At 66.5% G+C, this 25,555-nt stretch carries 30 protein-coding genes; 18 read left to right on the forward strand and 12 right to left on the reverse strand.

The features are described from left to right. Positions 1-1,505 (reverse strand): aconitate hydratase AcnA (gene acnA, locus ACFQ36_RS08610; RefSeq protein WP_377012661.1); only part of this gene is annotated, 1,505 nt, incomplete at its 3' end. A gap of 93 nt (positions 1,506-1,598) precedes the next feature. Continuing rightward, positions 1,599-1,895 (reverse strand): hypothetical protein, encoded by a 297-nt coding sequence (locus ACFQ36_RS08615; protein WP_377012607.1) that lies wholly within the window; start codon positions 1,893-1,895, stop codon positions 1,599-1,601. Positions 1,896-1,966: 71 nt separating this feature from the next. Between ACFQ36_RS08615 and ACFQ36_RS08620 the strand changes: the two genes are divergently transcribed. Further along, positions 1,967-2,230 carry a hypothetical protein gene (locus tag ACFQ36_RS08620; RefSeq protein ID WP_377012609.1) on the forward strand — a complete coding sequence of 88 codons (264 nt, stop codon included), beginning with the start codon at positions 1,967-1,969 and terminating at the stop codon, positions 2,228-2,230. Positions 2,231-2,348: 118 nt separating this feature from the next. Here ACFQ36_RS08620 and ACFQ36_RS08625 read toward each other — a convergent pair whose 3' ends face one another. The 3 genes from ACFQ36_RS08625 to ACFQ36_RS08635 form a co-directional block, all read right to left on the reverse strand. Next, positions 2,349-3,083 carry a GAF and ANTAR domain-containing protein gene (locus ACFQ36_RS08625; RefSeq protein ID WP_377012611.1) on the reverse strand — a complete coding sequence of 245 codons (735 nt, stop codon included), beginning with the start codon at positions 3,081-3,083 and terminating at the stop codon, positions 2,349-2,351. A gap of 151 nt (positions 3,084-3,234) precedes the next feature. Continuing rightward, a complete protein-coding gene (locus ACFQ36_RS08630; protein WP_377012613.1) occupies positions 3,235-3,393 on the reverse strand; it encodes a hypothetical protein in 159 nt (52 codons plus the stop codon). 136 nt (positions 3,394-3,529) lie between these two features. Then, positions 3,530-4,114, reverse strand: coding sequence for a DUF1992 domain-containing protein (locus tag ACFQ36_RS08635; protein WP_377012615.1), 585 nt, complete (start codon positions 4,112-4,114; stop codon positions 3,530-3,532). Positions 4,115-4,242: 128 nt separating this feature from the next. On the opposite strand from ACFQ36_RS08635, the gene ACFQ36_RS08640 reads away from it, so the two are divergent. From ACFQ36_RS08640 to ACFQ36_RS08665, 6 genes are all read left to right on the forward strand, one after another. Next, positions 4,243-4,920, forward strand: a complete 678-nt coding sequence (locus ACFQ36_RS08640; RefSeq protein ID WP_377012617.1) for an SGNH/GDSL hydrolase family protein — start codon at positions 4,243-4,245, stop codon at positions 4,918-4,920. Positions 4,921-5,086: 166 nt separating this feature from the next. After that, positions 5,087-6,037, forward strand: a complete 951-nt coding sequence (locus tag ACFQ36_RS08645) for a hypothetical protein (protein WP_377012619.1) — start codon at positions 5,087-5,089, stop codon at positions 6,035-6,037. Between the two features lie 322 nt (positions 6,038-6,359). After that, positions 6,360-7,094, forward strand: coding sequence for a histidine phosphatase family protein (locus tag ACFQ36_RS08650; protein ID WP_377012621.1), 735 nt, complete (start codon positions 6,360-6,362; stop codon positions 7,092-7,094). Beyond that, positions 7,078-7,944 (forward strand): NAD(P)H-hydrate dehydratase, encoded by an 867-nt coding sequence (locus tag ACFQ36_RS08655; RefSeq protein WP_377012623.1) that lies wholly within the window; start codon positions 7,078-7,080, stop codon positions 7,942-7,944. Before ACFQ36_RS08650 ends, ACFQ36_RS08655 begins: the two co-directional genes overlap by 17 nt. 14 nt (positions 7,945-7,958) lie before the next feature. Then, a complete protein-coding gene (locus ACFQ36_RS08660; protein ID WP_377012625.1) occupies positions 7,959-8,480 on the forward strand; it encodes a 2'-5' RNA ligase family protein in 522 nt (173 codons plus the stop codon). 212 nt (positions 8,481-8,692) lie between these two features. Further along, the gene (locus ACFQ36_RS08665) at positions 8,693-9,121 is read left to right on the forward strand and encodes a hypothetical protein (protein WP_377012627.1); all 429 of its coding nucleotides are present in this window, start codon (positions 8,693-8,695) and stop codon (positions 9,119-9,121) included. 102 nt (positions 9,122-9,223) lie between these two features. On the opposite strand, the gene ACFQ36_RS08670 is transcribed toward ACFQ36_RS08665, so the two are convergent. Beyond that, positions 9,224-9,877 (reverse strand): DNA alkylation repair protein, encoded by a 654-nt coding sequence (locus tag ACFQ36_RS08670; protein WP_377012629.1) that lies wholly within the window; start codon positions 9,875-9,877, stop codon positions 9,224-9,226. Positions 9,878-10,168: 291 nt separating this feature from the next. Here ACFQ36_RS08670 and ACFQ36_RS08675 point away from each other — a divergent pair, with 291 nt between their 5' ends. Both ACFQ36_RS08675 and ACFQ36_RS08680 read left to right on the forward strand, forming a co-directional pair. Continuing rightward, positions 10,169-10,399 (forward strand): hypothetical protein, encoded by a 231-nt coding sequence (locus tag ACFQ36_RS08675; RefSeq protein ID WP_377012631.1) that lies wholly within the window; start codon positions 10,169-10,171, stop codon positions 10,397-10,399. Between the two features lie 128 nt (positions 10,400-10,527). Further along, on the forward strand, positions 10,528-11,421 hold the full coding sequence (locus ACFQ36_RS08680) for a ribonuclease Z (RefSeq protein WP_377012633.1): 894 nt from the start codon (positions 10,528-10,530) through the stop codon (positions 11,419-11,421). A 62-nt stretch (positions 11,422-11,483) separates the two neighbouring features. Here ACFQ36_RS08680 and ACFQ36_RS08685 read toward each other — a convergent pair whose 3' ends face one another. The 4 genes from ACFQ36_RS08685 to ACFQ36_RS08700 all read right to left on the reverse strand — a co-directional run bounded on the left by ACFQ36_RS08685 (position 11,484) and on the right by ACFQ36_RS08700 (position 13,546). Next, the gene (locus ACFQ36_RS08685) at positions 11,484-11,981 is read right to left on the reverse strand and encodes an SRPBCC domain-containing protein (RefSeq protein ID WP_377012634.1); all 498 of its coding nucleotides are present in this window, start codon (positions 11,979-11,981) and stop codon (positions 11,484-11,486) included. A 12-nt stretch (positions 11,982-11,993) separates the two neighbouring features. Further along, positions 11,994-12,335 carry an ArsR/SmtB family transcription factor gene (locus ACFQ36_RS08690; protein WP_377012636.1) on the reverse strand — a complete coding sequence of 114 codons (342 nt, stop codon included), beginning with the start codon at positions 12,333-12,335 and terminating at the stop codon, positions 11,994-11,996. A gap of 46 nt (positions 12,336-12,381) precedes the next feature. Continuing rightward, the gene (locus tag ACFQ36_RS08695; RefSeq protein ID WP_377012638.1) at positions 12,382-13,125 is read right to left on the reverse strand and encodes an ABC transporter permease; all 744 of its coding nucleotides are present in this window, start codon (positions 13,123-13,125) and stop codon (positions 12,382-12,384) included. A 136-nt stretch (positions 13,126-13,261) separates the two neighbouring features. Beyond that, positions 13,262-13,546, reverse strand: a complete 285-nt coding sequence (locus ACFQ36_RS08700) for a DUF1540 domain-containing protein (protein WP_377012663.1) — start codon at positions 13,544-13,546, stop codon at positions 13,262-13,264. 206 nt (positions 13,547-13,752) lie between these two features. On the opposite strand from ACFQ36_RS08700, the gene ACFQ36_RS08705 reads away from it, so the two are divergent. Then, positions 13,753-15,996: an alpha-galactosidase gene (locus ACFQ36_RS08705; protein WP_377012640.1), complete on the forward strand. Its 2,244-nt coding sequence runs from the start codon at positions 13,753-13,755 to the stop codon at positions 15,994-15,996. A 64-nt stretch (positions 15,997-16,060) separates the two neighbouring features. On the opposite strand, the gene ACFQ36_RS08710 is transcribed toward ACFQ36_RS08705, so the two are convergent. Next, on the reverse strand, positions 16,061-16,240 hold the full coding sequence (locus tag ACFQ36_RS08710; RefSeq protein ID WP_377012642.1) for a hypothetical protein: 180 nt from the start codon (positions 16,238-16,240) through the stop codon (positions 16,061-16,063). A gap of 421 nt (positions 16,241-16,661) precedes the next feature. Between ACFQ36_RS08710 and ACFQ36_RS08715 the strand changes: the two genes are divergently transcribed. Beyond that, positions 16,662-17,144 carry an alpha/beta hydrolase gene (locus ACFQ36_RS08715; RefSeq protein ID WP_377012644.1) on the forward strand — a complete coding sequence of 161 codons (483 nt, stop codon included), beginning with the start codon at positions 16,662-16,664 and terminating at the stop codon, positions 17,142-17,144. A 487-nt stretch (positions 17,145-17,631) separates the two neighbouring features. Here ACFQ36_RS08715 and lhgO read toward each other — a convergent pair whose 3' ends face one another. Then, a complete protein-coding gene (gene lhgO / locus ACFQ36_RS08720) occupies positions 17,632-18,819 on the reverse strand; it encodes an L-2-hydroxyglutarate oxidase (RefSeq protein WP_377012646.1) in 1,188 nt (395 codons plus the stop codon). A 334-nt stretch (positions 18,820-19,153) separates the two neighbouring features. On the opposite strand from lhgO, the gene ACFQ36_RS08725 reads away from it, so the two are divergent. The 7 genes from ACFQ36_RS08725 (at position 19,154) to ACFQ36_RS08755 (ending at position 25,370) form a co-directional block, all read left to right on the forward strand. Continuing rightward, a complete protein-coding gene (locus ACFQ36_RS08725; protein ID WP_377012648.1) occupies positions 19,154-19,762 on the forward strand; it encodes a gluconate 2-dehydrogenase subunit 3 family protein in 609 nt (202 codons plus the stop codon). Next, on the forward strand, positions 19,755-21,473 hold the full coding sequence (locus ACFQ36_RS08730; protein ID WP_377012650.1) for a GMC family oxidoreductase: 1,719 nt from the start codon (positions 19,755-19,757) through the stop codon (positions 21,471-21,473). The genes ACFQ36_RS08725 and ACFQ36_RS08730 overlap by 8 nt, the downstream gene beginning before the upstream one ends. 17 nt (positions 21,474-21,490) lie before the next feature. Beyond that, entirely contained in the window at positions 21,491-21,697 is a 207-nt protein-coding gene (locus tag ACFQ36_RS08735) for a 4-oxalocrotonate tautomerase family protein (RefSeq protein ID WP_377012651.1), read from the forward strand. 84 nt (positions 21,698-21,781) lie between these two features. Then, positions 21,782-22,594 carry a cyclase family protein gene (locus ACFQ36_RS08740; protein ID WP_377012653.1) on the forward strand — a complete coding sequence of 271 codons (813 nt, stop codon included), beginning with the start codon at positions 21,782-21,784 and terminating at the stop codon, positions 22,592-22,594. 122 nt (positions 22,595-22,716) lie between these two features. Then, the gene (locus ACFQ36_RS08745) at positions 22,717-24,126 is read left to right on the forward strand and encodes an MFS transporter (protein ID WP_377012655.1); all 1,410 of its coding nucleotides are present in this window, start codon (positions 22,717-22,719) and stop codon (positions 24,124-24,126) included. Between the two features lie 77 nt (positions 24,127-24,203). Further along, on the forward strand, positions 24,204-24,605 hold the full coding sequence (locus tag ACFQ36_RS08750) for a heme-binding protein (RefSeq protein WP_377012657.1): 402 nt from the start codon (positions 24,204-24,206) through the stop codon (positions 24,603-24,605). A 9-nt stretch (positions 24,606-24,614) separates the two neighbouring features. Beyond that, positions 24,615-25,370, forward strand: a complete 756-nt coding sequence (locus ACFQ36_RS08755; RefSeq protein ID WP_377012659.1) for an SDR family NAD(P)-dependent oxidoreductase — start codon at positions 24,615-24,617, stop codon at positions 25,368-25,370. Positions 25,371-25,555 lie beyond the last annotated feature (185 nt).

The raw sequence follows: 25,555 nt of genomic DNA on the forward strand, positions 1-25,555 counted from the left end.
CCCTTCTCCACGGCGTTGCGGGCCAGCAGTGCGGCCGCGAGCATCACCGAGGGGTTGGAGGTGTTGGTGCAGGAGGTGATGGACGAGATGACCACCGACCCGTGGTCCAGCCAGAAATTGCGCCCATCCGGCATGGTCACCTCCACCGGGTGGTGGGCGCCGCCGGAATCCGGGTCCGTCCGCTTCACGGTGAAATGCGGGGAGTCCTTGACCTTGCTGCCGGCCTCCGTGTACGTGGGAGGGTCCGAGGCAGGGAACGTCTCCTCGACCGCCTCGTCCACCGTCGGTCCCTGCGCTTCGACGCTCTTGTGCACGTAGCTCTCCAGGTCCTTGTGGAACTGGACCTTCGCGTTGGTCAGCTCCACCCGGTCCTGCGGACGCTTCGGGCCGGCGATGGAGGGAACCACGGTGGACAGGTCCAGCTCCAGGTACTCGGAGTACTGCACTTCCTTGGCCGGGTCGTGCCAGAGGCCCTGCTCCTTGGTGTAGGCCTCCACGAGGGCTACATCCTGCTCCGAGCGCCCGGTCAGGCGCAGGTAGTCCAGGGTCACCTCGTCGATCGGGAAGATGGCGGCGGTGGAGCCGAATTCCGGGCTCATGTTGCCGATGGTGGCGCGGTTGGCCAGCGGAACGGCTGCGACGCCCTCGCCGTAGAACTCCACGAACTTGCTCACAACGCCGTGCTTGCGCAGCATCTCGGTGATGGTCAGCACCACGTCGGTGGCGGTGGCTCCTGCAGGGATTTCGCCGGTGAGCTTGAACCCGACCACGCGCGGGATCAGCATGGAGACCGGCTGGCCGAGCATGGCCGCCTCGGCCTCGATGCCGCCGACGCCCCAGCCGAGCACGCCCAGGCCGTTGACCATCGTGGTGTGCGAATCCGTTCCCACGCAGGTGTCCGGATACGCATACAACTGGCGGTTCCCGTCTTCGGCTACTTCCCGGGTCATCACGGTGCGGGCCAGGTATTCCAGGTTTACCTGGTGCACGATGCCCATTCCCGGCGGCACGACCTTGAAGTCGTCAAATGCGGTCTGGCCCCAGCGCAGGAACTGGTACCGTTCCCCGTTGCGCTGGTACTCCATCTCGATGTTGCGTTCCAAGGCTTCGGCGTTGCCGAAGACGTCGATCTGCACCGAGTGGTCGATCACCAGCTCGGCCGGCGCCAGCGGGTTTACGCGCTTGGGGTCGCCGCCGAGGTCCTTCAGCGCCTCGCGCATGGTGGCCAGGTCCACCACGCAGGGCACGCCGGTGAAGTCCTGCATGATGACGCGGGCCGGGGTGAACTGGATTTCGACGCTCGGTTCAGCGTCCGGGTCCCAGCCGGCCAGGGCGCGGATGTGGTCCGCGGTGATGTTTGCCCCGTCCTCGGTGCGGAGCAGGTTCTCCAGCAGGACCTTCAGGCTGTACGGGAGCTTGTCGGAGCCCTCCACCGCATCGAGGCGGAAGATGCCGTAACTGGTTCCCCCAACATCGATGGTGCTTTTTGAATGGAATGTATCCATAGCTGTCATCACAGAATTCCCTTCGGATACCGCGGGGTTGTATGACTACGCTATTGGCTCCGGCAGCCGATGTATACGCCTCGCGGCCCCGGCTTAAGGCGTCTCCCGTAACCGCTGCCGGATTCCCTCGCGGACATCAAGTTCGTCGACCAACTCCTGGTGCCGGTCCAGCGTGAGCGGATGGGGCCCCGCCGGATCGGTGAGGTACTCGCGGTCGAGCTGGCGGCAGATCCTGCTGTGCAGCACGTGCAGTTCGAACAGGTTCAGCTCCGCCAGGTGGGCTGGAAAAGGTGCACCCGGCTCCAAATGGGTGCTGGCTGCTTCGACCTGCACTGCGGAGTTCGGCGAACCGGAAGCCTCGCCCCCGGGCTTGGCCAGGAAGTCACTCATGCCGCCGTCCTTTTGCCGGAGCCGGTCCGGGGCCCGACGGGGACGTCGGGCTGCGCGAACAGCAGCTGTTCATGCAACGAATCCGGGACTACGAGCATGACCTGTTCCCCGCAGAGGCCGTTGTGTCCGTCGTCAACCGCCCGGCGCAACAGGCTAAGCCCGGCCGGGTCGATGTCCTGGGTGCCGGAAAGATCGACCCTGACGCGGATGCCGGGGATCAAGGTCCGGGCCCGGTTGATCAGTGGATGGAGGGCCCGCTGATTGACTTCGGTGAGGCGTCCGGTAACAACTATGTTTACGTATTTCTCTTCCAGATCGACCTGGAGGAGAACTGAGAGCTTCGGGTCCATGGCCGCGGCTTTCTATACATGCAAAGAGTTCGCGGCCACTACTTGACCAGTACCCAGAGTAGGCGATCCTATTCCGGTTGACCAGAGTTCTTCACCCCGGCGTCTACCGCTTGAAGTGGGTGGACGCCGGTGCCTGCCCAACGGAGGCGACAAGTTCGGCGGCAAGGTCGCGCAGCTTGATGTTGCGGTGGTTGGAGGCGGCGGTGAGGATGTTGAAGGCCTCCTCCTGGCTGCAGCGGTTCTGGTCCATGATGATCCCCACGGCCAGGTCGATGATGGTGCGCGACCGCATGGCTGCTTCCAGATCCGCTTCCGTGTCGCGGTGCCGGGCCAGCCGCACGGCCAGCTGCAGGGCCTTGGACGCGATCAGGACTTCGCGCTGAATGCGCTCGATGTCAGCGTCGTCATACTTATTGGGCTGGTCGGAGTATATGTTGAGCCCGGCCCGGGCCTCGCCCTGCAGCTCGAGGGGCACCGCCAGTACCGAACGGATGCCGCTGCGGTCGGCAGCCTCGTTATACTCCGGCCATTGGCCGTTGGCACGGATATCCGGAATGTAGACCAAGGTATGTTCGCGGGCTGCCGTCAGGCATGGGCCGTCACCGAACTGGTACTGGATCTCATCCAGTGCCTCGGCATGCTCGCTGCTGCTGGCTACGGTTCCGGCCTTGCGGTCCCGCAGCAACGTGACGGCGCACCAGACATCGTTCCCGTCCTGCGAGAGGTAACCGGCCAGGGTCCGGGCGAACTCGTCAAGGAATTCGGTGATGTCCTGGCTGTTCAACAGCAGATCCTGCAACTGCTCAGCGGGAGATCCGCCCGCCTCATGCTCCGTCATGGGCTTTCCGTCTGTAGCGGTTCCGGTGCGCCAGCTACTGCCGCACCGGGAAACTGGACTGAGGCACTGGACTCCAGCGCCGACGACGATTTTATCAGTGGTACCTCGGAAAATCGGCCATCGATAGCCGGCAGTCCGGGCTTGGCCGCGATCACCAGCCGCGGTAGCGCAGCAGCGAGCGGATGAGGAACCACAATGCGGTCCCTCCCGTGGCCAGGACCAGGATGATTTGCCAGATAATGTCATTGCCCATTGTGCCGCGTTCCCGTTGGTCGGCGCCGGCGCCGGCCTGTCCGGGGTCGTGGCGCACCGCGGGCTATTCCGCACACCGCCGGGCCCGCCTGGAACCATGGAACATCGAAAAATCCTGTTGTCGCTGGTTCCTTACGGTTTCCTAACGGTAGCGGGCCGGATCTTTACGCAATCCTGACGGAAACAGGCACCGGCTAGCGCTGTCCGCCCCATAGCCGGCGCCACCACGAACGCCTGGTTTCGGGTTCCGGTTCCGCCGGAGCCGCGGCCGCGGCCCGGGCCGCCCGGCGCTCCTGCCAGCGCGCCACTTCGCCGTCGACGTCGCGGGTCTTCGTAATCACCGGCGGGCCGCCCAAGAGCTGGCGGCGCGCGTCGATCACCCGTGCATTGAAGTCCTCGACGGTCTCGCGGACCTGTTTTTCCGTGTACAGGGCGTCAAGCTGGTCATCCAGCTCGGCGTCCTCCTTGCGGAGCAGGATGGCTTTCGGCCCGAGGCCGGTGAGGTTTTCCCGCTGGATCAGGCCCTTGATCCACCAGTCGGGATCGTATTTCTCCCCCAGCCCGGGGATCGGCTTGCCGGCGTATTTCAGGTTGTCGAACTCCCCGCGTGCGATGGCATCCCGGATGAGGTAGTCGGCCCTGGCTGCGTTGTCGACCTGCCGCATCTTCCGGCGGGTTTCCTCGTCCCCCGGCTCGTCTCCCCCGCCGGCCCCGAAGGCGCGGAGTTCCGCGGCGCGCTCCAGCCGGCGCTCGTACTCGTCATTTGCCCTCCCGTTCATGGCTCACCACCGCCTTCGGCACGTCCGGGAACCTGACCCCACCAATTTTCCCAGCGTGCGACGGCGGCGGCAACGGAAGCGGCAGGCGCGGCCGGGCAACCTGGACCCCAAATTGGTATGTTTGCGGCATGGGTGCCGGCCATGTGGTCCTGCTGGGGGACTCGATTTTCGACAATAAGGCCTACGTCCACGGCAGTCCGGATGTCGTGGCGCAGCTCAGGGACGAGTTGCCGCCCGGCTGGAAGGCCACGCTCCTGGCGGTCGACGGCGACACGACCTCCGGGGTCGTCCGCCAGCTTCGCTCGCTGCCGCGGGATGCGACGCACCTCGTGGTCAGCGCCGGCGGCAACGACGCACTGGGGTTCGCCTACCTGCTCCAGGAACGGGTCGGTTCCGTGGCCGAGGCGCTTAGCATCCTCGGCCACGCCCAGGACCAATTCGTGGCCGGCTACGCCTCGATGATCGGCGCGGTTTCCGCCACGGGCCTGCCCACGGCTGTCTGCACCATCTACGACACGCCGCCATCGGAGCCCGACTACAAGGTCATCAAGACCGCTGCCGCGCTGTTTAACGACCACATCACGAGGGCCGCCTTCGCCCGCGGCATCTGGCTCATCGACCTGCGGCTGATCTGCGACGAGGACGGGGACTACGCGACTCCGATCGAGCCCTCCGCCCAAGGCGGCAGGAAAATTGCGCAGGCCATCGCCGCGCTGCTGCTTACCGAAGGCGACAGCCCTCGTTCCACCGTCATCGGCCGCGAGCGCCCCGGCCGGCGACCGGGATACCCAGGTCCCGGCGGGTAGCGCCCATCCCGTGCGCGTCCTGCCCCGCATGCTTCGCGCGCGGGGACCCCTGGCCGTTCTCCTGACCCCTCGCAAGCTCGGGGCGGGTCCCTCGGCGGGTAGCGCCCACCCTCCTCCCACCCCTCGCAAGCTCGGGGCGGGTCCCTCGGCGGGTAGGCTGGGCAGCATGCAAAGCCCGGACCAGCCCGTCGAAGCGTCCCTCCACATAACGATCGACCTCGACATCACCGACCCGGAGGCGATGCGCGACTACGCGGTCGCCAAAGCCATAACACCGGAACATATTGCCCTTGCCTCGGCCGACCTGTTCGGTGCCCTGGCCATCTCGGTGGATCCGCTTCGCATCGCCGAGGATGTACCGGGCGTGAGGCTCCTGCGGGGCACGGTGGCACCCGCCGAGGGCCACGACATGCCGGACCAGGCCATATCCGGCACCGGCAGGCATGCCGGACGGGAACCGGCGGCTACGGGAATCGGCGACGACCCGGTGTCCGCCCTGATCGAGGCCTCGGGCCGGATTGGCGGCCTGGGCCTGGACCTGCTCGGCTATGACGATGCGGCGGAGGAGGCGCAACGTCAGCTCTCCCTGCGCCGGGCCCAGGTGCTGGCCGGCCTGCTGTGGCACGCCTCGGCCGCCATGACCGACGAACTGTTCAATGACCTCGACCTGCTGCGCGGCAGGGCACCGACGGCAGCCGGCGTGGATGAAACCTATGTGATCAGCAACCTGCCCCGTCAGTTCGCCCACCGCTACGATGCACGGTTCGCCGCCCGCTTCCTGACCGTCTGCATCGACCTGTCCATGAACCTGGCAGCCGGCTGGAAGGAACCCTCCTGCGTGGCCCAGGAGCTGGCCGTGCGGTGCCTGCTGGCAGATGCCGAATTCCTGGCCGAGGAGCTGGAGCTGGACGCCGAGCTGCCGCCGGACTGGCTGGCAATGCTGGAGGAGACGTTCCTAAGGTACGCCGATTCGATGATGCTCTACGATCCGGCCATGGACGGCTTCGAGAACGACCCCGAAGCCAGCCCGGAAGGTGCCCCGTCCATGAAGTTCGAGGACTGGTTCACGCCGCTGGATCCCGGGCACCACGTTCCACCGTTTGCCGAGCGCGGCTAGGGCAGGCTCGCCCATCACCGGGCGCGGCCGCCGAGCCTGCCCCTTTACATGGCCTTGCCGGTGCGTGGTCCCGTGGACCATGACCGGCAAGTACTAAAAGTGTCCCAGTGGCGGACGCCCGGGCCAAGGGCCGTTACGAAGGATTTATCGGGGGCACCCGATAGTGTCCCAAACGCAACCTCGAATATTTGCCGGTGCGTCCAACGGCCGCTGCGAAACACCATTCGCAAACGAAGCGTGCTTACCATGAGGTGAGCAAGTCATGACCACCGGCCCGCACCCACCACCGTTGCGGTCCTGACATCGAAAGGCAGTCGGACCTATGGGCGCCGTCGAACTCATCCTGATCCGCCACGGTGAAAGCGAAGGCAACGCCGCGGCATCGGCCGCCCAAGCGGCCGGGCTGGAAGTCATTGACGTCAAGCACCGTGACGCGGACGTGCCGCTGAGCAAAACCGGCCGCATGCAGGCGATGGCCCTCGGGCTGTGGTGGGACGGACTGCCGGCTGCGGAGCGGCCCGGCACCGTCTGGTGCTCCCCCTATCTGCGGGCGAGGCAGACCGCGGAAATCGCGGGGTTGGGGCCGGCATCCGGCCTGCGGGTCGACGAGCGGCTCCGCGACCGCGAACTGGGAATCCTGGACACGCTCACCGCCGTCGGAGTCGCCGCCCGGTATCCACAGGAGGCGCGCCGCCGCGAATGGCTGGGAAAGTTCTATTACCGGCCGCCCGGCGGAGAATCGTGGGTCGACGTCGTCCTGCGGCTGCGCTCGCTGCTGGCAGACCTGGACCAGTCCGAGGACGGCCGCCGTGTCGTCCTGGTCTGCCACGACGCCGTCATCTGGCTGCTGCGCTATGTGTGCGAAGGGCTCAACGAACAGACCCTGCTGGATCTGGCCGCCGTCTCCGTGGTGCGGAACGGATCGGTGACGCGTCTGGTCCGCCCGTCCGGCCGGGGCTGCTGGAAGATCGCCTCCTTCGACGAGGTGGCCCACCTTGAAGCCGGCGGGGTCCCGGTCACGAAGCATGCGGGAGATACCAATGTCCACCCGCGCTGAGCCTGTCACGCCGGCGATGCTGCGCAGCTGGCCGTTATCGAAGGACGCTGCCAGCAAGGATGACCGCGGCACCGTGCTGGTGGTCGGAGGGGCCCGCAGGACCCCGGGAGCGGCCATGCTCACGGGGCTGGCCGCCTTGCGGGCCGGAGCCGGCCGGCTCACGCTGGCGGTTGCGGAGTCCGCCGCCATTGCAACGGCTGTTGCGGTACCGGAGAGTGGCGTCATCGGACTGCCCGAGAATCCGGACGGTTCGGTCCGCGGCGACGCCGCGTCGGCCCTGGCAGATGATCTCGGCGCAGCCGACGTGGTTGTGGTGGGGCCGGGCCTGGACGACGCCGATGAGACGGCTACACTGCTGGGCCGCCTTGCCCCGCTCGTCAGGAGCGAGACTGCCATTGTCCTCGATGCGTACGCCTTGGGCGTCCTGGTGGATCTCGAGGACGTGTACCGGCAGTGGGCCGGACGCCTGGTCCTGACGCCGAATCCCACCGAGGCGCTCCGTCTGCTCGGGCGGGACGGCGTGGAGATGTCCGCAGCGGTACCGGAGATCGCGCAAAAATACCAGGCAGTGGTGACCGGACAGGGCATCATTGCCGATCCGGTCGGCGGGTGGTGGGAAGTCGCGGCAGGCAACGCCGGGCTGGGCACTTCCGGCAGCGGCGATGTACTCGCAGGAGCTGTCGGCGGATTCCTGGCCCGAAAGGCGACGCCCGCACAGGCGGCCTGCTGGGGCACCTACCTGCATGCCACCGCCGGCGACCGCCTGGCATCGGCCATGGGACCGTTGAGCTTCCTGGCCCGGGAACTGCTGGATGCTTTTCCGCAGGTGCTGGCCGAACTAAACACCTAATCGCGGTGCCGGTTATGGACAGCGTCGAGCTCCTCCTGGACCGCGACGGGGAACAGCGGGTGCTGGCTGACTGGCAGTTACTGCAGCGGGCGGGCCTGCCCAGCCTGGCCGACCACAGGTCGCCGTCGAACGCCCCGCACGTCACCCTGGTCACCGCTCCCGTGATCGGTCCCGAAACGGACCCCGCCCTGGCCGGGGCGGCAGCCGGCGCCCTGCCGCTCCCCCTGGTCTTCGAGGGCCTGCTGGTGTTCAACGGCAGGCGCGGCCTGGTACTGTCCCGCCACGTGCTGTGCAGTCCCGGACTCATGGACTTCCAGCATGCCGTCCACAGGCTGCTCGCCGGCGCCGTCGATCCCTTGCCCCTGTCACAGCCCGGCGGCTGGATCCCACACATCACACTCGCCCGGGGGCTGTCCTCTGCCCAGCTGGCCGAGGCAGTCCAACTGCTGGAGGCCGGCCGCACCGCCAGTGAGGCAACTGCGCTCCGCCGGTGGGACAGTGTACGGAAAATGCAAAGACTGCTCCCGGCGCCATGATCCCGTGGCCGAAGACGCCGTGGAGACTTCGGCGTGGCCGGGCCTGGTGCCTGCGCACGACCGGGCCCATGGGCCCAATGTGAGAAATGCCGCAAGCCCGGCCATCCGGGGAGGGCGGCCGGCTTCGGGTCGCTAACCTGAATAGCGTGAACCAGGCAGCGCGTACCGATCCTGTAAGAAGACCCTCCCGACGCAGCCTCAGGGCCCGGCAGTTGAGCGATTTCTACCACCGGAACGGGCGGCTCCCGTCGTGCACCAGCAGCGACCTGGCCGAACTGAACCTGAACATGTTCCTGAATACCACCCTGCGCACCGGCTTCCGCGAGGGAACCCTGGGACCGGCAACCACACGCATCGCCGTGACCATCCCCGGCGTCCTCGACACCATCGAGAAGGCGGATCCGAAGCCTGAGCGTCCGCTCAAGCGTGGCGAGCGGTTCAACCGCTGGCTCACCCGGGCCGAGGAGTTCACGGCTGCAAACGGCTACCGGCCGCCGTATGCCGAAAACGACCTGTACCAGTGGCTGCTCCGCGCCGGGAAGAAGCTGGACGCCGGACAGCTCGACGCCGCAACGGCAGACCGTGTCACCGCCGTCCTGGCCTACCCCAACATCCGGCAATACCGCGAACAGCAGCGCTGACCGGAGGACAGTTACGGTCACCACAGGTGCCGGCTGTGCACCTTGGCCATGGTGGGAGTCCAGGCTGCCGTTCCAGGCGCCGACGCCGAGCTGCGCTTTCCGTCACGGGGCAAGCAATGGGAAGCCCAGCTCCGGTCTGGTTTTCGCCACTTCACTAAGCACGAAGGAGATCGCCTCGCGGACGGCTTCGCCCTCGCCGGCAGCCGGGGGCTGCATGAGAAACGACCTGGCGCGGCGGGTAAACCTGTCCCAATCCCCTCCGCCTGCCCGAAGTGCCCGAAGCGGCGACAGCAGGGCGGCCCGGCCCAGCCAGCAGACCCTGTCCCGCACCCACCGGTCAAGGACGAGGTCCGCTCGCGCCCGGCCGGGCGGGTCCAGCGCCTCCACCATGGGGCCGATGACGTCGACCGCCAGCGGATCGACCAGCTCGCGCAACCGTGCCCCACGCACAAAGCCTTCGATGCGCGTCAGATCGGAGTTGCCCAGCTGATGGACGTTCGATTGCAGCAGCACGATGGCCGCGAGACGGCGTTCGAACACGGGCACCGCCCACAACTCGGAACTCAGCGCGGTAACGTCGTCGTGCGTCAGCCCCCGGTAACGGCGGGCAGCATCGCGGACCGTCCCGCGCACCGCCCCTACCGAGGCGCCATAAAAACGCAGGCCGCTTCCCAGCCGGGCCTGCTGCTCCGCTGCCCGCTGCCGGGACCCTTCGCGCTGAAGGGCGGCGTCCACGAAATCAGCGGCATCACTCACCCGGCTATTCTCCCGTCGTACGGCGGGCCGGTCCAGACATCCGGCGGGCCATCGTCTGCGGGGCGGCTACCGCCGGCCGGGAGCTTGTGGGCCACCGAAGGCTGCAAGGGCGTCACATAGCGGTTCCAGCCCCGGGCCCGGGTTTTCCGGCCCGGAAATGCCCGCCGAGCGGGGCTGCCTGTTGCCAACTACCGGGGACGGCCGTACCGTGAAGGTCCCAAAGGTCGGCGGCCGGCCTGCACCGTGGCATTCCAGGCGGCACGTGGCAACACAACTGAGGAGACGATACCGATGGTTGGTGAGCCCCAGGGCCCGATGAAGGACAAGAACTACGACCTGATCTGGGTGCTTGAAGCATCCCTGAAGAACGTGTGGCAACTGGAGACCTACATCCAGGACGCCGACCAAGCAGGCGACAGCGAACTGGCGGAATGGTTCCGCAAGATCCAGGAGAACAACCGGAAAGCCGGCGACCAGGGCAAGCGGATGCTCATGGAACGGCTGCAACGCGAGGAAAGCTGAGGTCAACACAGCGTCCGGGCGGGCATGGTTGACCATTACCGTGCCTCGGATGCGCCCCTCATGCCCGCCGGGTTGCCGGGCCCTGGCAGGATGGCCGTACGCCGTGAATGGATGGCACACTCGGTTCCATGCGTGAGTTAGTCGTTCTCGGCACTGCCTCCCAAGTCCCGACGCGCACCCGCAACCACAACGGATACCTGCTGCATTGGGACGACGAAGGCCTGCTCTTCGATCCAGGCGAAGGCACGCAGCGGCAGATGATCCACGCCCGTGCCTCGGTCAGCCAGATTACCCGCATCTGCATCACGCATATCCACGGAGACCACTGCTTCGGGCTGCCCGGCGTGCTGGCGCGCATGGACCTGGACCGCGTGCCGCACCCGGTCCACCTGCACTATCCTGCCTCCGGCGAGGAGGTGGTCCGGGCGCTCGTCTCCGTCGCTGCCCCGGACATCGACCTGCGGCTGCACCCACACTCAGCCGCCGGCCCCGTGGCGCCGGGCCTGGAGGTGCAGCCCCTGCACCACCGCGTGGAGACCTACGGCTACCGGCTCGTGGAACCCGACGGCCGCACCCTCCTGCCCGACCGCCTCTCGGCGGCCGGGATTGCGGGGCCCGACGTCGGCCGGCTGCTTTACGAGGGAAGCCTGCACGGGGTGCAACTGGAGGACGTGAGCATGCCGCGGCCCGGCCAGCGCTTCGCCTTCATCATGGACACCGCGCCGTGCCCGGGCGCCGAGGAGCTCGCCGACGGCGCCGACCTGCTCGTGTCCGAGTCAACCTTTACCGACGACGACGCCGAACTCGCGGCACAGTACCGCCACCTCACCGCCGGGCAGGCGGGCGCGCTTGCCGCCACCGGCGGCGTCGGCATGCTCGTCCTAACGCACTTCTCGTCGCGCTACGGCGACGCCGCCCCGTTCGCCGAACAGGCCCGGGCCCGCGCCGGCGGGGCCGCCGTCCTGGCCGCACAGGACCTTGACCGGATCCCATTCCCCAAACGGCGGCATGTCCGGTCCTAAAGCGCCGTCCGGCAGCAGGACCTTCGGGGCTGTGCCGTGCAGCGATGCGCTGCAGCGGGCGGTCAGGCCGTCGGCGACTCAGCGAGGATGGCGTCGATCTGGCCCATGGCCTGCTGCATGCCCTCCTCCATGCCCATGGCGAGCATCTGCTCCAGCTGCTCCGCGGATTCAAAGGTCGAGACGATGGTCATCCGGGTGCGGTCCCCGATGGGCTCGAGCGTCACGACGGCATGGGCGGTGCCCATTTTGGCCACCGGATCGCCGTTCTCGTCGGCAAATCCGTCGTCGAACTCCAGGCGGTTCGGGGCCTCGATGGCGGTAAACCGCCACCAGCCACGGCTCTTCTCTCCCTCGGGCCCGGTCATGTAGTAGTCGGCGCGGCCGCCGGGCACGAAATCATGCCGTTCGAACGTCGCGGGCCAGGTCGGCGGACCCCACCAGCGCTCGAGCCGGCGGGGGTCCTGCCAGATCTGCCACACGCGTTCGACGCCGGCGTCGAACTCGGCGACGATGGTGAGGCTGAGAGCCTCGGTGTCCTTCTGCGTACTGATGACCGTCATGGCGGCTCCTTCCTATTCGTTACCTTCCTTGGCAAGAATGTCCGCAATCCGTTCGGCGCGCCGCCGCCAGATCTCCTCGTACTCATCCAGCAGCCGCCGGGCCCGCTGCAAGCCTTCGTAGTGCACCCGGACAATCTGCTCCCGCCCGCGCTTTTGCTTCCTGACCAGCGACGCACGCTCCAGAACCGCTACGTGTTTCTGCACGGCGGCGAAACTCATGTCATACAGTGCCGCCAGTCCGGATACCGAATACTCACCGGCCGTGACCCTGGCGACGATGTCCCGGCGGGTCGCATCGGCCAAGGCCTGGAACAGGCGATCGATTTCCGCGTCAGCCAACCAATCTACAACCATTTGGTTGTAGGATAATGGGGCGAACCGGCCGGTGTCAATGGTGCCGTCAGGCCGTGGGCACGGTCCTTGCACGGCTGAGCATTCCGGCCAGGCTCACGGCGACCAGCGATCCGGCGGTCAGGATCCCCGCCAGCACCACGAGCTGGAAACGTCCGGCCTCCAAAGGTGAGGCTCCGGCGAAGACGGCGCCGACGAACGCTCCCGGCAGTACCACAAGGCCGGTGGTGCGGGTCTGGTCGATCGACGGGATGAGGGATTCACGGACAGCAAGCCTGGCGATATCCAGGGTGGATTGGCGCGGTGTCGCGCCGAGGGCGAGCCAGCCTTCCACTTCCTCGCGCCTGGCCACCAGGGAGGAGTGGTAGCGCCGCCCCGTGAGAGTGGTGATGGTCATCGTGTTGCCGATGATGATGCCGCCAACCGCCAAAACGTTCGGCGGCGTCAACTGCAGTGCCCCGGTGAGGAACACAACGGCGAGGGTGGCGCCGGCGCCCAGGACCATGGCGGCGGAGATTGACGGCAGCATTCGCGCGTCTGCGCGCAGCCTTCTTGCGGCGGTGAGGACGGCCGCCACGAACATGACGCAGAGGGCAGCCCACACCCACGCGAGCTCCTCGATGACCGCGGACAGGAGCAGGCTCAGCACGGCCAGCTGGGCGGCGGCGCGTATAACCGCCAACCCGGCCGCGGCCCAGGGCTTTACGCCATGGACCGCGAGCGCGGCTGAGGTGATGGAGACCAGGATCCCGATGCCGGCCAGAGTCGGCAGGGCGCTCGTGTGCCAATCCATTCCCCGACTTTACGTCCCCAGCAGAGACGAACACGTCACACAGTCTGAAACCCGGCGACGTCGGAGGTTCTTCGCGGCCGGCCCGCGGATCGGGTGACCGAACCCGGAAGGTACTCCCCCGGTACGGACGGCAGGCCTACCTGTGCGCGTAGGTGAGGCAGTCGGCGTTGTCCGCTCCGGGGCCGACATGGATCTCCGGCGCCTGGCACATCAGGTGGTCGTTGTGGACGCATTCGTTGCGCTGGCAAGCGCCGATGCTGGCCAGGACCTTGGGCAGGCCGCCGTGGACACCGGTGTCGATGAAGGTGGCACAGGCCGCATGGTTTTCGCCGCCGGCCACGGTGATGGCGGCGGCGTTGCATTCGGTGTGATCGTTGAAGGAGCAGTTCGTTACGGTACAGTCGCCAACGTGCGAGGTCACGGTCATGGCAGTTCCTCCGTGCTTCGGCCGCCCCGGTTGGGCAGCTTGCCTCTTCAACGGTAGGCGTGATCGGGCAAATCAAAAAGGCACGCCGCCGTACCCTAATTGCCGGCGCGGCGGGCGATATCTTGGTGTCGAATGATTGCCGCTCATGATGGCAACTTCAACACGACCTGGCCACGGCAGAACTACGCTCGGGAGGCGATGTGGCCGCTGCGACTCTGGACCCGGTCCCGCTGCCTGCTCCGTCCGGACCCTGCCACGTTCATCTGAGCAGCGGGGGCGTCTCGGTCCTCATCGATCTTTCGGAAGGACGGTTGCCTTCGGTGGTCCACTGGGGCGGCGCGTTGGAGGGCCTCGGCGCCGAGGAGGCCGCACTTCTCATCGCTGCGGCCATTCCCCACCGCTCGCCCAACGACCCGGATGTTCCGGTGCGCCTGGATCTGCTGGCACCCCAGCACACGGGCTGGACGGGCCGTCCGGGCCTCGCGGGCGACCGGGACGGTACGGCATGGTCACCGTGGTTCCGGCTGACCGGAGCGGCCCTGCACCCCGCCGGCCGCGGAAAGGTCAGTGTGGACGGTCCGCACGTGAGCACCGGTGCCGCCCGTTTGCACGTGGAGGCCGAGGACCGGGTGGCCGCCCTGCGCCTGGTCATTGAATTCGAACTCACCTCCCCGGGGCTGCTCCGGGCGCGGGCAACACTTGTCAATACCGGACCGGAACCGTATCGGCTGCAGGAGCTCGGGCTCATCCTGCCTCTGCCCGCCCACGCGCGGGAGATTCTCGACTTCGGCGGGCGCTGGACCAAAGAGCGCACCCCTCAACGCCGCGAGCTCGCTGCCGGGACCCATCTGCGGGAGGGCCGCAGGGGCCGTACCGGTGCCGACGCCGCGTTCGTCCTCAGCGTGGGGGAACCCGGATTTGGCTTCGCCGACGGGGAGCTGTGGGGCATTCACCTCGGCTTCTCCGGCAACCACCGGATGTGGGCGGAACGGCTGTCCAACGGCCATCAGGTGGTCGGCGCCTCGGAGCTGCTGCTGCCGGGCGAGGTCGTACTCGGCCCGGAGGACAACTACTCCTCACCGTGGCTGTACGGGGCCTACGGACGGGGGCTCGATGACCAGGCAGCCCGCTTCCACGCCTGGCTGCGTTCCCGGCCCCGGCATCCGGTCAAGCCCCGCCCCGTGACACTGAACGTTTGGGAAGCCGTCTACTTCGACCACCGCCTCGACCGGCTGGCCCAGCTCGCCGACCGGGCAGCGGCAGCCGGGGTGGAGCGGTTCGTGCTGGACGACGGGTGGTTCGGCGCCCGCCGCGACGACACCGCCGGCCTCGGCGACTGGGTGGTTTCCCGAAAAGTATGGCCGGACGGATTGGATCCCCTGGTCAATCACGTCCGCAGCCTGGGCATGGAGTTTGGCCTATGGATCGAACCCGAAATGGTCAATCCCGACTCCGATTTGGCGCGGGCCCATCCCGAGTGGATTATGGGCCCACAGGGACGGTGGCCGGTTGAGGCCCGCCACCAGCAGGTACTCAACCTCGGGATTCCCGAGGCCTACGCCCACATCCGGGACCAGCTGGCGGCACTGCTCCAGGAATACCCCGTCAGTTACCTCAAGTGGGACCATAACCGGGACCTGGTCGAGGCGGGAACCTACCCGGACGGCCGTCCCGGGGTGCACGAGCAGACCCTCGCGGCCTACCGCCTGATGGCCGAGCTGAAGGACCGGTTCCCCGGGCTTGAAATCGAATCCTGCTCCTCGGGCGGGGCTCGGATCGACCTGGGCATCCTCGAACACGCCGACCGTGTATGGGCCTCCGACTGCAATGATCCGCTGGAGCGGCAACAGGTGCATCGATGGACGCAGCAGCTGGTCCCCCCGGAACTGATGGGTGCCCACATCGCCTCGCACCGGTCCCACACCACCGGGCGCATGCATACCCTCCATTTCCGGGCCGGGACCGCGGTGTGGGGCCACCTGGGCATCGAGTGGGACCTCGCGCAGGCCACGGTCGAGGAGAGGGCCGAACTCGCGCAATGGATCGCCTTCCACAAGGAACACCGCGCATTGCTGCACAGTGGCCGGCTTGTGCGCACCGATGCCTTCAACCCGGCCCTGCAGATCCACGGCGTCGTCGACTCCACCGGGGCGGAAGCCCTCTTCGCCGTCGTCGGTGCCGCCTTACCGGAGGTCGACCCGGTGGGCCGGTTCCGGCTTCGGGGACTCGACCCGGCCCGGCGTTACCGGATCCGGGACGTCACACCCGGCCCAGCCCCACACGGTTTCCGGCCCCCGCCGTGGTGGCCGGAGCAGGAGGGAACGGTCTTCTCCGGCCACAGCCTGCAGACCGTCGGCGTCTGCGCCCCGGGGCTGGCACCGGACACGCTTCGTATCCTCCACCTCGATGCCCGGCCTCCCGGGGACGCCCGAGCCGCAGGCTGACCAGGCCGGCACCAGGCGGTGCATCCCGCGGAGCGGGTGCGCCGCGTCGGGGCGCCGGTGACCGTCAGTGCTGGGCGTCGCCGGTATGCAGCAGGTCGTCCCAGTCCTCGGGCAGCTGGTCGAGAACCTGCCAGTACTCCGCCCCCGCCGTCTCACGCAGGGCCGCGGTGACGGCCCGGGCGTGCTCATTGGTGTCGATACCGGCCGAGGCACGCACGGCCGAGACGAACCCAGGGGTCTTCATCGTCTGCTCCAACCGATGCGGTGGATCTGATGCGGTGGATGCGGCACGGGACGTTTCCATTCCAGGATCCGTCCCGTGGAGGCGTCTGCCTTGGACGGCCGGCGCGCCTTCCCGGAGCGATAATGGTTCCGTGCCGACGCGTCGCCGCTTTCTGATCACAGCAGCGCAGCTGGCTCCGGCGGTGCTGCTGGCAGGGTGTGCGGGGTGGGATGGGAGCAGGAATGCCGCTTCGCTGACGGCCCGGCCATCGGAAACGCGCCTGTCCCGGTCCCTGTCCGGCACCGGCAGGCACTGGCTGGGACTGGAGCAGGAGCGCGACAGCCTCCTCTACCTCCCGCCTGCCCTGCATTCGGGAAACCCTCCGGGTCTCCTGGTCACCCTTCACGGCGCCGGTGGAGATGCCGCCCGGGGTTTATCCTTGTTGGTCCGGCTGGCAGACAAATACAGGCTTATTCTCCTCGCGCCGGCTTCACGCGAATCAACCTGGGATGCCATCCGCCACGGCCGTTACGGGCCGGACGTTGCAGTCATCGACCGGGCCTTGGACAAGGTCTTCCGCACCGTCCCGATCAACCCCGAACGCATCGGCATCGCCGGCTTCTCAGACGGCGCCTCCTACGCCCTCGGCCTGGGCTTGGCCAATGGCGGTATCTTCCGGCGCGTCATCGCCTTTTCGCCTGGCTTTATCCCGCCTGCCCCGCACACGGGCAAGCCTTCGATCTTCATATCCCATGGAATAGCCGACACCGTGCTTCCGATTGGTTCGACCAGCCGCCGGATCGTTCCAGTTCTCCGCCGGGACGGATACGACGTACGCTACGCGGAGTTTGCCGGCGGGCACACCATACCCCGGGACATCGCACAGGAAGCAGTCGAATGGCTCGGCTGGGGCCCAGCCACGTAAGGGGAAAGTTCCAGGACGTTGGCGCTGCCGCCTGCGCCGCGCCTGTCGCCCCCTGAGGGGAAAGGCGACCGGTGCCCCCAACGTGGCGACACGTCCGGCAGCAACGGGGCGTACCGTCGAGGGGCCCGAAACCACTGTCGCGTCGCAGGACTCTCCCAACGCGCAGCCGTGGCTTCGGCTGTCGTCCCGGGCCAAACGCTGTGAACCTGCATCGGGGACAATCGGTTGCGGACGCGGGCCCATGCTCCCCAGGGACGGATGGTCCCCTTCAGCGCCTTGCGGCCGGCCATCGCGCGATAGGCCTCCGGCACGCCGTCCCGGCTCATGGTGCGGTCGAAGACCCGGCCGGGCTCGATCGTACCGTCGAGGATATCGGGCGTGAGCTCCTCAATGTACGCCCGGACCGGGGCAACGCCGCCTGTGAGGGGGATGTTGCACATGAGAGTCTCGAAGTCCATTGCACCTGCGGATACTGCGCGGCGAGGCGTCAGGCAAGTACCCGCTGAGCGATCGTCTTCCCGATCGGAATCGCCGAGGTCGCCGCGGGCGAAGGGGCGTTTGCTACGTGGAGTTGGCGTGTGCTCACCCGGATCAGGAAGTCGTGCACGGGTATCCCGGTCCGCATGATTGCCTGGGCGCGGATGCCAGCCTCGTGGGGTTGGAGATCCTGCAGCCGGAGGCTCGGGCAGTACTTGCGGCACTGGGCGAGGTATCCCCTCTTGACCACCGAATTCAGCGCCTCCCCGATGCCGGTGCGAAGGTTGGCTCGAGCAAACTTCCACATTCCGGGGAAACGTGCGTAGTCTCCGACATCCCGCCAGGAAAAAGTTGTCTTCCGGTAGCCTTCCCGCGCAAGCCCGAGGACCGCGTTGGGGCCGACCGTGATTCGTCCGTCGATGGTGGGGCTGAGGTGGACACCGAGAAAGGGCAGATCAGGGTCGGGGACCGGGTAGATAAGGTGGTGCACCAAATCAGCTCCGTCCGGGGGAAGCTCGAAGTACTCTCCGCGAAAGGGAACTATCCGGAAGTCAGGCTCCAGACCGCCCATACGCATGACGCGGTCGGCCTGCAGGCCCGCGCACGCTACCAGACGCCGGGCATGGAAGGCCTGGCCGCCAGCCCACGCCGTTACGACATTACTGCCCTCGCTGATGCCGGTGATGGCGGTACGGGTATGGATTTCCCCGCCGGCAGACCGGACGCTCTCGGCCATGGCCAGGGCAACCTCGCGGAAATCGACGATGCCAGTGGCAGGCACGAGGAGACCCGCCAATCCGGTCACGTGCGGCTCGAGTTGGCGTAGCCGGACGCCGTCGAGGGGCTCGGTGGCGATGCCGTTTGCTGTGGCGCGAACCTCCAAGTCCGACAGCCGACGGACTTCGAGGCCCGTAGTGGCCACGACGAGCTTGCCGATCTCGCGGAAAGGAATGTCGTGCGAGCGGCAGAACTCCTTGGTCGCCTTCTCCCCGGCACGGCAGAGCCTGGCCTTGAGTGAACCCGGTTCATAGTAGATTCCGGTGTGAATCACGCCCGAGTTGTGCCCGGTCTGGTGGACCGCAAGAGCATTCTCCTTCTCGAAGACGGCGACGGTGGCGCCTGGCCGCTGCAGTAACAGTTGCAGGGCCGTGGACAGCCCCACAATGCCGCCGCCGATCACCAGGAAGTCGTAGATCATGGCTCCTCCTGCTCGCATTGTAACGGCGGCAGAGTGCCACCAGCCGGTCCGCTGACGGCCCAGCCGTCTCCTTGGTGAACCGGGCGCACACGGTTGTTGCTGCATGGCGATGGTAGCCGCAAGCCGCTGATTCTTCCTGTTCCCACGGCCCGTTGACTTTAGGTCTTGACAAGCGCACAATTCTGGCCATACGACAGACCCGCAGCCACCGGAATGGTTTAATTGCGGCCTCGTGAGCCGTCTCGCCTGTGGGTCTTCGCTGGTAACGCCGAGACAGTCCCCGTGTCCGCGCTTACTGCGTCATGACACGCACGACGCCAAGGAGGTGCTGTCGATGAACGCAACGGGTGGCTCTTCAGAGGCCATTACCTTCCTTAATGAGCACGAGGCGGTGACCGTCGATGTGCTGGCCGGACGGATAATTCCCGGCTCGGAGGAAGACCCCGGCGCCCATGAAGCGGGGGCTGTCACATATATAGACAGGGCATTGGCCGGTCCTTACCGGAACCTGCAGCGGCTGTATCGCGCGGGTCTCGCCGCCCTCGATGCCAGCTGCCTGGAGCGATGGGGGCGGAAGTTCGTGGAACTCGACGGGGGCGAGCAGGACTCCGTCCTGGAGGGGCTCGCACAGGGCGGGCTGGATTCCGCGGTGGCCGCCGAACGCTCGGAGGCTGCGAGCGAGGAGATGTTCGACATCGGCTTCCTTCCGTATTTCTTCGCTGTCCTGCGGCAGCATGTGGTGGAGGGTACGTTCGGGGATCCGGTGTACGGAGGTAACAGGAATGCCGTGGGGTGGCGCCTGTTGGGGTTCCCCGGCGCCCGCTGGGGCTACGGCGAGGAGGAGATGACATACGGGTTTGACTCCTCCACCCTCCCGACCGTGACGCTTCAAGATCTGCGGAGAGAGCGCAAGCAGCAGCGAGGAGAACCTGACAATGGCTGAGCACGCGGACATAGTGATCGTGGGCCTCGGGGCGGCCGGTGGAGTCATGGCCCACGAAATGGCGCAGGCCGGGATGCGCGTCATCGCCCTTGACAAAGGTCAGCGCTATGCGGATGAGGATGTCGAGGTCAAACACGACGAACTGCGTTACTTCGTCCGCATGGAAATCTCCCCGCACATGGGCAGCGACCCGGTCACTTGGCGGCCCAACGCGGAAACGACGGCGCATGTCCTGCCGTGGTCATCCGGACCGCTGGCGCTCGGCCCCCTGTTCGTTCCCCCATCCATCGGCGTCGGCGGGGGAACAATCCACTGGGCGGCATGGGCTTGGCGATTCCGCGACGCGGAACTGCATCTCCGGTCGACTTTGGCCGAGCGCCTGGGCGAAGACGCAATCGCCGGCACCGCGATAGTCGACTGGCCGATGGGGTATGACGAGCTGGAACCGTATTACGAGCGTGCCGAATACGAGATCGGGGTTGCCGGCAAAGCCGGCAACCTCAACGGGAATATCCAGGAAGGGGGCAATCCGTTCGAGCCTCCCCGCAAGCGGGAGTATCCCATGCCGCCGCTCCGGATGACAGCTGGCGACAGGCCCTTTTCGGAGGCAGCCAGGCGCCTCGGGCTGCACCCCTTCCCCGCCCCGGCTGCGGTCAACTCCGTTGAATACCAAGGCAGAAGCGCGTGCGTATACTGCGGCTTCTGCCGGGATTACCCATGCCACGTCGGCGCCAAGTCCAGCAGCGCCGTAGCCCTCCTCCCCCGGGCCTTGGAGACCGGCAACCTTGACATCCGCCCATATTCCCGGGTCTTCGAGGTGAAGCGGGACGCGAGCGGGCGGGCCTCCGGCGTGCGGTACCTGGACCTTGTCCGGGAAGAGGAACGTGAGATTGACGCCGAGTACGTGGTGCTTTCGGCGTACGCACTGGAAAACACCCGGCTGCTCCTGACCTCCGGCATTGATGGAAACGGCATCGTCGGCAAGTACTTCATGACGCACAACTACGGCTGGTTCACCGGAACGTTGCCCGACTGGACCAACCCGTTCGCCGGACCGGCCGTCGCAACCAGCGTCATCGACGACTACACCTCCGAACTCGTCTCCGGAGACGGAGCGGTCTGGGGCAGCCCCATCATCGGCTTCGGCGGGGATGTCCAGCCAGTGGAAGCGACCAGGAACATGCCGGACTCGGCGCCGAAATTCGGGCAGGGATTCAAAGACTGGATGCGGGAGAATTACCGCCGCACGTTCAGCATGTACCACCAAACGGCAACGTTTCCCCGAGACGAGTTCTTCTGCGACCTGGACCCGAAGGTCAAGGACGCGTTTGGCCAGCCGGCATTGCGGATCACTCACGACTGGACGGCGCGTGACGAGCAGGACGTGCAATTCATGCAAGGCAAGAAACGGGAGATTGCGCGCGAGATGGGCATGCGCGAGTGGTGGGAGGCGCCGACGGCCCCGCCCTACCACGTCTCCACTCACGAGGTAGGAACCCACCGCATGGGTGACGACCCCGGAGCCTCGGTCGTGGACCGTTACGGCCAGTGCCACACGGTACCCAACTTGTATGTCCTAGGCGGCGGCCAATTTCCCACCTACGGCGCTTACAACCCCACGCTAACCATCTACGCGCTGGCCTACCTTGCGGCTGACCACCTTCGCGCGGAGGTCGGCGCGAAGGCGACGACGGAAGCACCCAACCGCTGATCCAAGAGGTGCCGGAGATGCCAGTTATCCAGGTTCATATGCGAACAGGCCGGTCAGCGGAGGAGAAGCGCAGGCTCATCGAGTCGATAACGGATGTCGTGACACAAATCCTCGGTTCCAGGCGCGAAAGAGTGGTGGTCCTGCTGGACGAGATCGAGCCGGTCAATTGGGGCCAGGGCGGCAGGCTTCTGGCTGACGAACTATCAGGTCCGGAGGCAACGTGATGGGTGTTTCCCGGGGTCCTCAGTACCCGGAAAAGGTTCATCAAGGCCTTTGGACGGACAGCCCGAGTTCGAACGTGCCGTGAGATGACTACCAATCCTGTCGTTTCGCTGCTCGCGACGCTAAGCCAGGCCGCCCTGTACGACCTGGAGCAGCCACGGTACGCGGGAGCCCCGATCTTCACAGCGCATCGGCCCGGCTTCCTCTATACCCTGCACCGCCGGCATGAAGCCGGGCTCGGTGAAGCCAGGACCAGTGCCTCGGGCCTGATCATCACGGCCGAACACTCCGGGACGCACATCGATGCTCTCTGCCACCAGGCTTCCGATCTGCAGATGTTCGGCGGGCGCCGGGTGGACGCGCAGGTGCAGACCTCGACGGGTTTCAGCGAGCTCGGAGTGGAGACCATCGGTCCGATGATCGCCCGCGGCGTCCTCATCGACGTCGCCCGGCATCGAGGAGTAGACCGGCTTCCAGCAGGCGCTGTAGTCGGAGCGGACGAGCTGGAGGCAGCAGCCACCGCACAGAACGTATCGGTGGCCTCCGGCGACGTCGTCCTTGTCCGGACGGGCAGCGGGTCCCGTTGGCACGACCCCGACGAATACCTCCGAGGTGCAGGCATCTCGGCTGAAGCGTCGGAATGGCTGGCCGGCCACCAGGTGCAGGCGGTGGGGGCCGACAACGTGGCGTGGGACTCCGTCGAGGCGGATCCCCAGCGCGGGAGCCTGCCGGGCCACGTGGTCCTCATTGTCCAGAACGGCATCTACATCCTGGAGAACCTGCAGCTCGAGGAGCTTGCGGCGTCCGGGAACCAGGAGTTCCTCTTCGTCTGCCTCCCGCTGAAAATGGTCGGCGTGACGGGATCGCCGGTCCGCCCGCTGGCGGTGGTGCCGGTGTGAACGGCCTCCCAGCGGCGTGTTGGCGAGTGTCAATGGTCCCGGCAGCTGCGAGGGCAAAGACCTGGGCCTTCACCGAACCATCAACACCACGGTGACAGCCTGATCGGAGAGGAGAAGGCGAAATGGCAGCATCGGACAGGCCGGCAAGCGGGCCGGCGCAGGGAGCCCCCAGGAACCGGGGCCGTGTTCCGGCGACGGCGGTCGGGGCGCTCGTCTTCCTGTGGCTGGTGTACGCGATGAACGCGAATACGCGCCAAATTTTCTACTACGTGCTCCCGCCGATGGTTAAAGAGTTCAATCTGACACCGGACCAGGCGGGCATCGTTAGCACGATCGTGACGGTGGCTGTGGCATTGGTGGCAATTCCCGCTGGCGCCTGGTTCGATCGAGGCGGTCATGGATGGGCACGCAAGTACCGCAACGCGATCGTAGCGGCCGGCTACTTCCTGTTCTCCATCCTCACCGGCATCGCCGCCCTCACGAAGACGATCTGGCACGTTGTCGTGATCCAGTCGATCAAGAATGCCTTCGGCGGTGCTGGCGAAGCTGTCGAGGTTACCTCGATGGTCGAGTGGTACCCGGTGGAGAAGCGGGGCCTGGCGCTCGGGATACAGCATGCGGCCTACCCATGGGGAACCGGCCTCGGAGCCATCGCCACAGGCGCAATCCTTGCCGCCTTCGGTCCGGAGAACTGGCGGTATGTCTTCCTCATCATCCCGCTGGCGATGATCCCGATCTGGATCGGCTGGTGGTGGTACAGCTCCCCGAAACGCTACAAGAAGTTCGAAGACGATACCCGGGCGGCAGGGCTGACCAAGCCTCTGGCTGGCGGGGCTGGCGTCGAGCAGCGCCACGCCGAACCGGGCACGCTGCGCCGAAGCCTGGCCAACCCGAACATCCTGGTTCCCGCGCTGGCATCGATGTTCGGGATCATGATCTACACCGGGATCAGCTTCTGGCTGCCGCAGTACATCGCCTTCGTGGGTGGCTTCAGCTTCGCGGAAGCCGCCGCCTATAGTGCCGTATTCACGATCACCGGCGGCATCGGCCAGATCTTCTGGGGCATCGTCTCCGACTACATCGGACGAAAACTGAGCCTGATCATTGCGTTTCTATGGCTGGCAATCGGTCTCTATCTGCTGCGCTTCTCGGCGGTGAGCGTGACCGTCCTGGTCGTGGTTCAGCTCATCGCAGGACTTGCGACGAATGCCATCTTCCCTGTCCTCTACGCCTTCGGCTCGGACTCCGCAGAGCCGGGTGCGATGGGGACGGCAAACTCGATCCTCCTGTTCTTCCTTTACGTTGGAGGCGTCTCGCCCCTCATCCTCGGATGGCTGATCGGGCTTGGAGGCGGGTTCACAAGTGAGACCGGATACTTCTACGGCCTCTACTTCCTCGTAGCCGTCGCCGTCATCTCGGCCATCATCATCGCGCTGTTCACCCGCGAGACGGTCGGGCGCTTCAAGGACCGTGACCGCGCCCTGGTCTCCCGCGAACGGACCCATGTCCGGCCAGGGCTGCCGCAAGAGTGAGACCCGGTCCCACAGTTCCCCGGCCTGAGGTCTCCTGACCGTAATCTCATCCAATGAGAAGGAGAAAACCGATGGGAATGAGTTACGAGCAAGCACGGCGGGCGTTGGACGCGGCACTGGAGAAGGCCAGGGAGATCGGCTCCCCCTCCAGCGTGGCCATCGTCGATTCCGGGCGTGAGCTCATCGCCTTCGCGCGCCAGGACGAAGCGCTTCTCGCCAGCACCGAAATTTCGGCAGGAAAGGCCTACACCGCCTGCTCCATGAAAATGGCAACAAAGGACATCGGACCCTTGACCCAGCCAGGCCAACCTTTGTACGGGCTCGAACACACGCACCAACGTCCCCTCGTTACTTTCGGAGGCGGACGCCCCTTGGAGATCGGCGGCGAGATCGTAGGTGCCGTCGGCGTGGCCGGCGGCACGGTTGACCAGGACGATGAAATCGCTGCCGCCGCGGCTGCGGTGCTCACCCAGCCTTAGGAGGAAGGCATGCAGCTCGAGGGGAAAAGGGCGATCATCACCGGGGCCGCGACGGGCATCGGGGCGGTCACTGCCCAGATGTTCGCCCGGGAAGGTGCAAAAGTGGTCGTAGCGGACATTAACGAGGAGACCGGGCAGCGCACGGTGTCTGAGATCCGCAACAACGGCGGCGACGCGCACTTCCTGCGCACTGATGTGACTCGCGAGAGCGAAGTCGAGGCGCTCATCAGGCAGGGTGCAGAGGTCCTTGGCGGTCTTGATGTCCTGTTCAACAATGCCGGGGCCCAGCGCTCCGGCCTGGTAACCGAGTTCGAACAGGCTCAGTGGGACCTGCTCATGGCGGTCAACCCCCGCTCCTGCTTCTTTGGAGTCAAATATGCCGTCCCGGTGCTCCGCGACCACGGTGGCGGATCCATCATCAACATGGCCTCGCTCGCTGCCGTGAAGGGCGGTGCCGGCCTGACAGCATACGCTGCATCCAAAGGTGCCATCGTGGCCTTCACGAAAGCGCTGGCCCCCGAACTTGCCCCCGCCGGCATAAGGGTCAACTGCGTTTGCCCAGGATGGATCGACACCCCATTCAACCAGCCCGCAATTGACTACATGGGCGGACGAGAGGAACAGGAACGCATCGTCAAACAAATCGTCCCCATGGGCCGCCAAGGAAGACCGGAGGAGATTGCGCCGATCGTGGTTTACCTCGCTTCGGACGGTTCCTCCTACATGACCGGCCAAGCACTTGTGGTGGACGGGGGCGTCTACTGACAGGGAACCCGGCGGTATACCGCACAAAGAGGCGCCGGGTCCTGTTTGGATGATCCCGCAGGCATTTTATCCAGTGCCGGACTACACCGAATGGTACGGGCTGCTCGACAGGTTTCCGGGTCAGGACGATGCGGATGCCTGCCGGACGGCGCCGAAGCCCCTTTGCTTCATCGCGCCGCGCAGCT

This window comes from Arthrobacter sp. GCM10027362, assembly GCF_042679445.1.
GTDB lineage: Bacteria > Actinomycetota > Actinomycetes > Actinomycetales > Micrococcaceae > Crystallibacter.

What these genes read in the sequence shown, in the direction of transcription:
- ACFQ36_RS08615 (WP_377012607.1), bottom strand. Translation starts at nt 1,895, where the DNA reads ATGAGTGACTTCCTGGCCAAGCCCGGGGGCGAGGCTTCCGGTTCGCCG.
- ACFQ36_RS08620 (WP_377012609.1), top strand. Translation starts at nt 1,967, where the DNA reads ATGCAACGAATCCGGGACTACGAGCATGACCTGTTCCCCGCAGAGGCC.
- ACFQ36_RS08625 (WP_377012611.1), bottom strand. Translation starts at nt 3,083, where the DNA reads ATGACGGAGCATGAGGCGGGCGGATCTCCCGCTGAGCAGTTGCAGGAT.
- ACFQ36_RS08635 (WP_377012615.1), bottom strand. Translation starts at nt 4,114, where the DNA reads ATGAACGGGAGGGCAAATGACGAGTACGAGCGCCGGCTGGAGCGCGCC.
- ACFQ36_RS08640 (WP_377012617.1), top strand. Translation starts at nt 4,243, where the DNA reads ATGGGTGCCGGCCATGTGGTCCTGCTGGGGGACTCGATTTTCGACAAT.
- ACFQ36_RS08645 (WP_377012619.1), top strand. Translation starts at nt 5,087, where the DNA reads ATGCAAAGCCCGGACCAGCCCGTCGAAGCGTCCCTCCACATAACGATC.
- ACFQ36_RS08650 (WP_377012621.1), top strand. Translation starts at nt 6,360, where the DNA reads ATGGGCGCCGTCGAACTCATCCTGATCCGCCACGGTGAAAGCGAAGGC.
- ACFQ36_RS08655 (WP_377012623.1), top strand. Translation starts at nt 7,078, where the DNA reads ATGTCCACCCGCGCTGAGCCTGTCACGCCGGCGATGCTGCGCAGCTGG.
- ACFQ36_RS08660 (WP_377012625.1), top strand. Translation starts at nt 7,959, where the DNA reads ATGGACAGCGTCGAGCTCCTCCTGGACCGCGACGGGGAACAGCGGGTG.
- ACFQ36_RS08675 (WP_377012631.1), top strand. Translation starts at nt 10,169, where the DNA reads ATGGTTGGTGAGCCCCAGGGCCCGATGAAGGACAAGAACTACGACCTG.
- ACFQ36_RS08680 (WP_377012633.1), top strand. Translation starts at nt 10,528, where the DNA reads ATGCGTGAGTTAGTCGTTCTCGGCACTGCCTCCCAAGTCCCGACGCGC.
- ACFQ36_RS08685 (WP_377012634.1), bottom strand. Translation starts at nt 11,981, where the DNA reads ATGACGGTCATCAGTACGCAGAAGGACACCGAGGCTCTCAGCCTCACC.
- ACFQ36_RS08690 (WP_377012636.1), bottom strand. Translation starts at nt 12,335, where the DNA reads ATGGTTGTAGATTGGTTGGCTGACGCGGAAATCGATCGCCTGTTCCAG.
- ACFQ36_RS08695 (WP_377012638.1), bottom strand. Translation starts at nt 13,125, where the DNA reads ATGGATTGGCACACGAGCGCCCTGCCGACTCTGGCCGGCATCGGGATC.
- ACFQ36_RS08710 (WP_377012642.1), bottom strand. Translation starts at nt 16,240, where the DNA reads ATGAAGACCCCTGGGTTCGTCTCGGCCGTGCGTGCCTCGGCCGGTATC.
- lhgO (WP_377012646.1), bottom strand. Translation starts at nt 18,819, where the DNA reads ATGATCTACGACTTCCTGGTGATCGGCGGCGGCATTGTGGGGCTGTCC.
- ACFQ36_RS08725 (WP_377012648.1), top strand. Translation starts at nt 19,154, where the DNA reads ATGAACGCAACGGGTGGCTCTTCAGAGGCCATTACCTTCCTTAATGAG.
- ACFQ36_RS08730 (WP_377012650.1), top strand. Translation starts at nt 19,755, where the DNA reads ATGGCTGAGCACGCGGACATAGTGATCGTGGGCCTCGGGGCGGCCGGT.
- ACFQ36_RS08735 (WP_377012651.1), top strand. Translation starts at nt 21,491, where the DNA reads ATGCCAGTTATCCAGGTTCATATGCGAACAGGCCGGTCAGCGGAGGAG.
- ACFQ36_RS08740 (WP_377012653.1), top strand. Translation starts at nt 21,782, where the DNA reads ATGACTACCAATCCTGTCGTTTCGCTGCTCGCGACGCTAAGCCAGGCC.
- ACFQ36_RS08745 (WP_377012655.1), top strand. Translation starts at nt 22,717, where the DNA reads ATGGCAGCATCGGACAGGCCGGCAAGCGGGCCGGCGCAGGGAGCCCCC.
- ACFQ36_RS08750 (WP_377012657.1), top strand. Translation starts at nt 24,204, where the DNA reads ATGAGTTACGAGCAAGCACGGCGGGCGTTGGACGCGGCACTGGAGAAG.
- ACFQ36_RS08755 (WP_377012659.1), top strand. Translation starts at nt 24,615, where the DNA reads ATGCAGCTCGAGGGGAAAAGGGCGATCATCACCGGGGCCGCGACGGGC.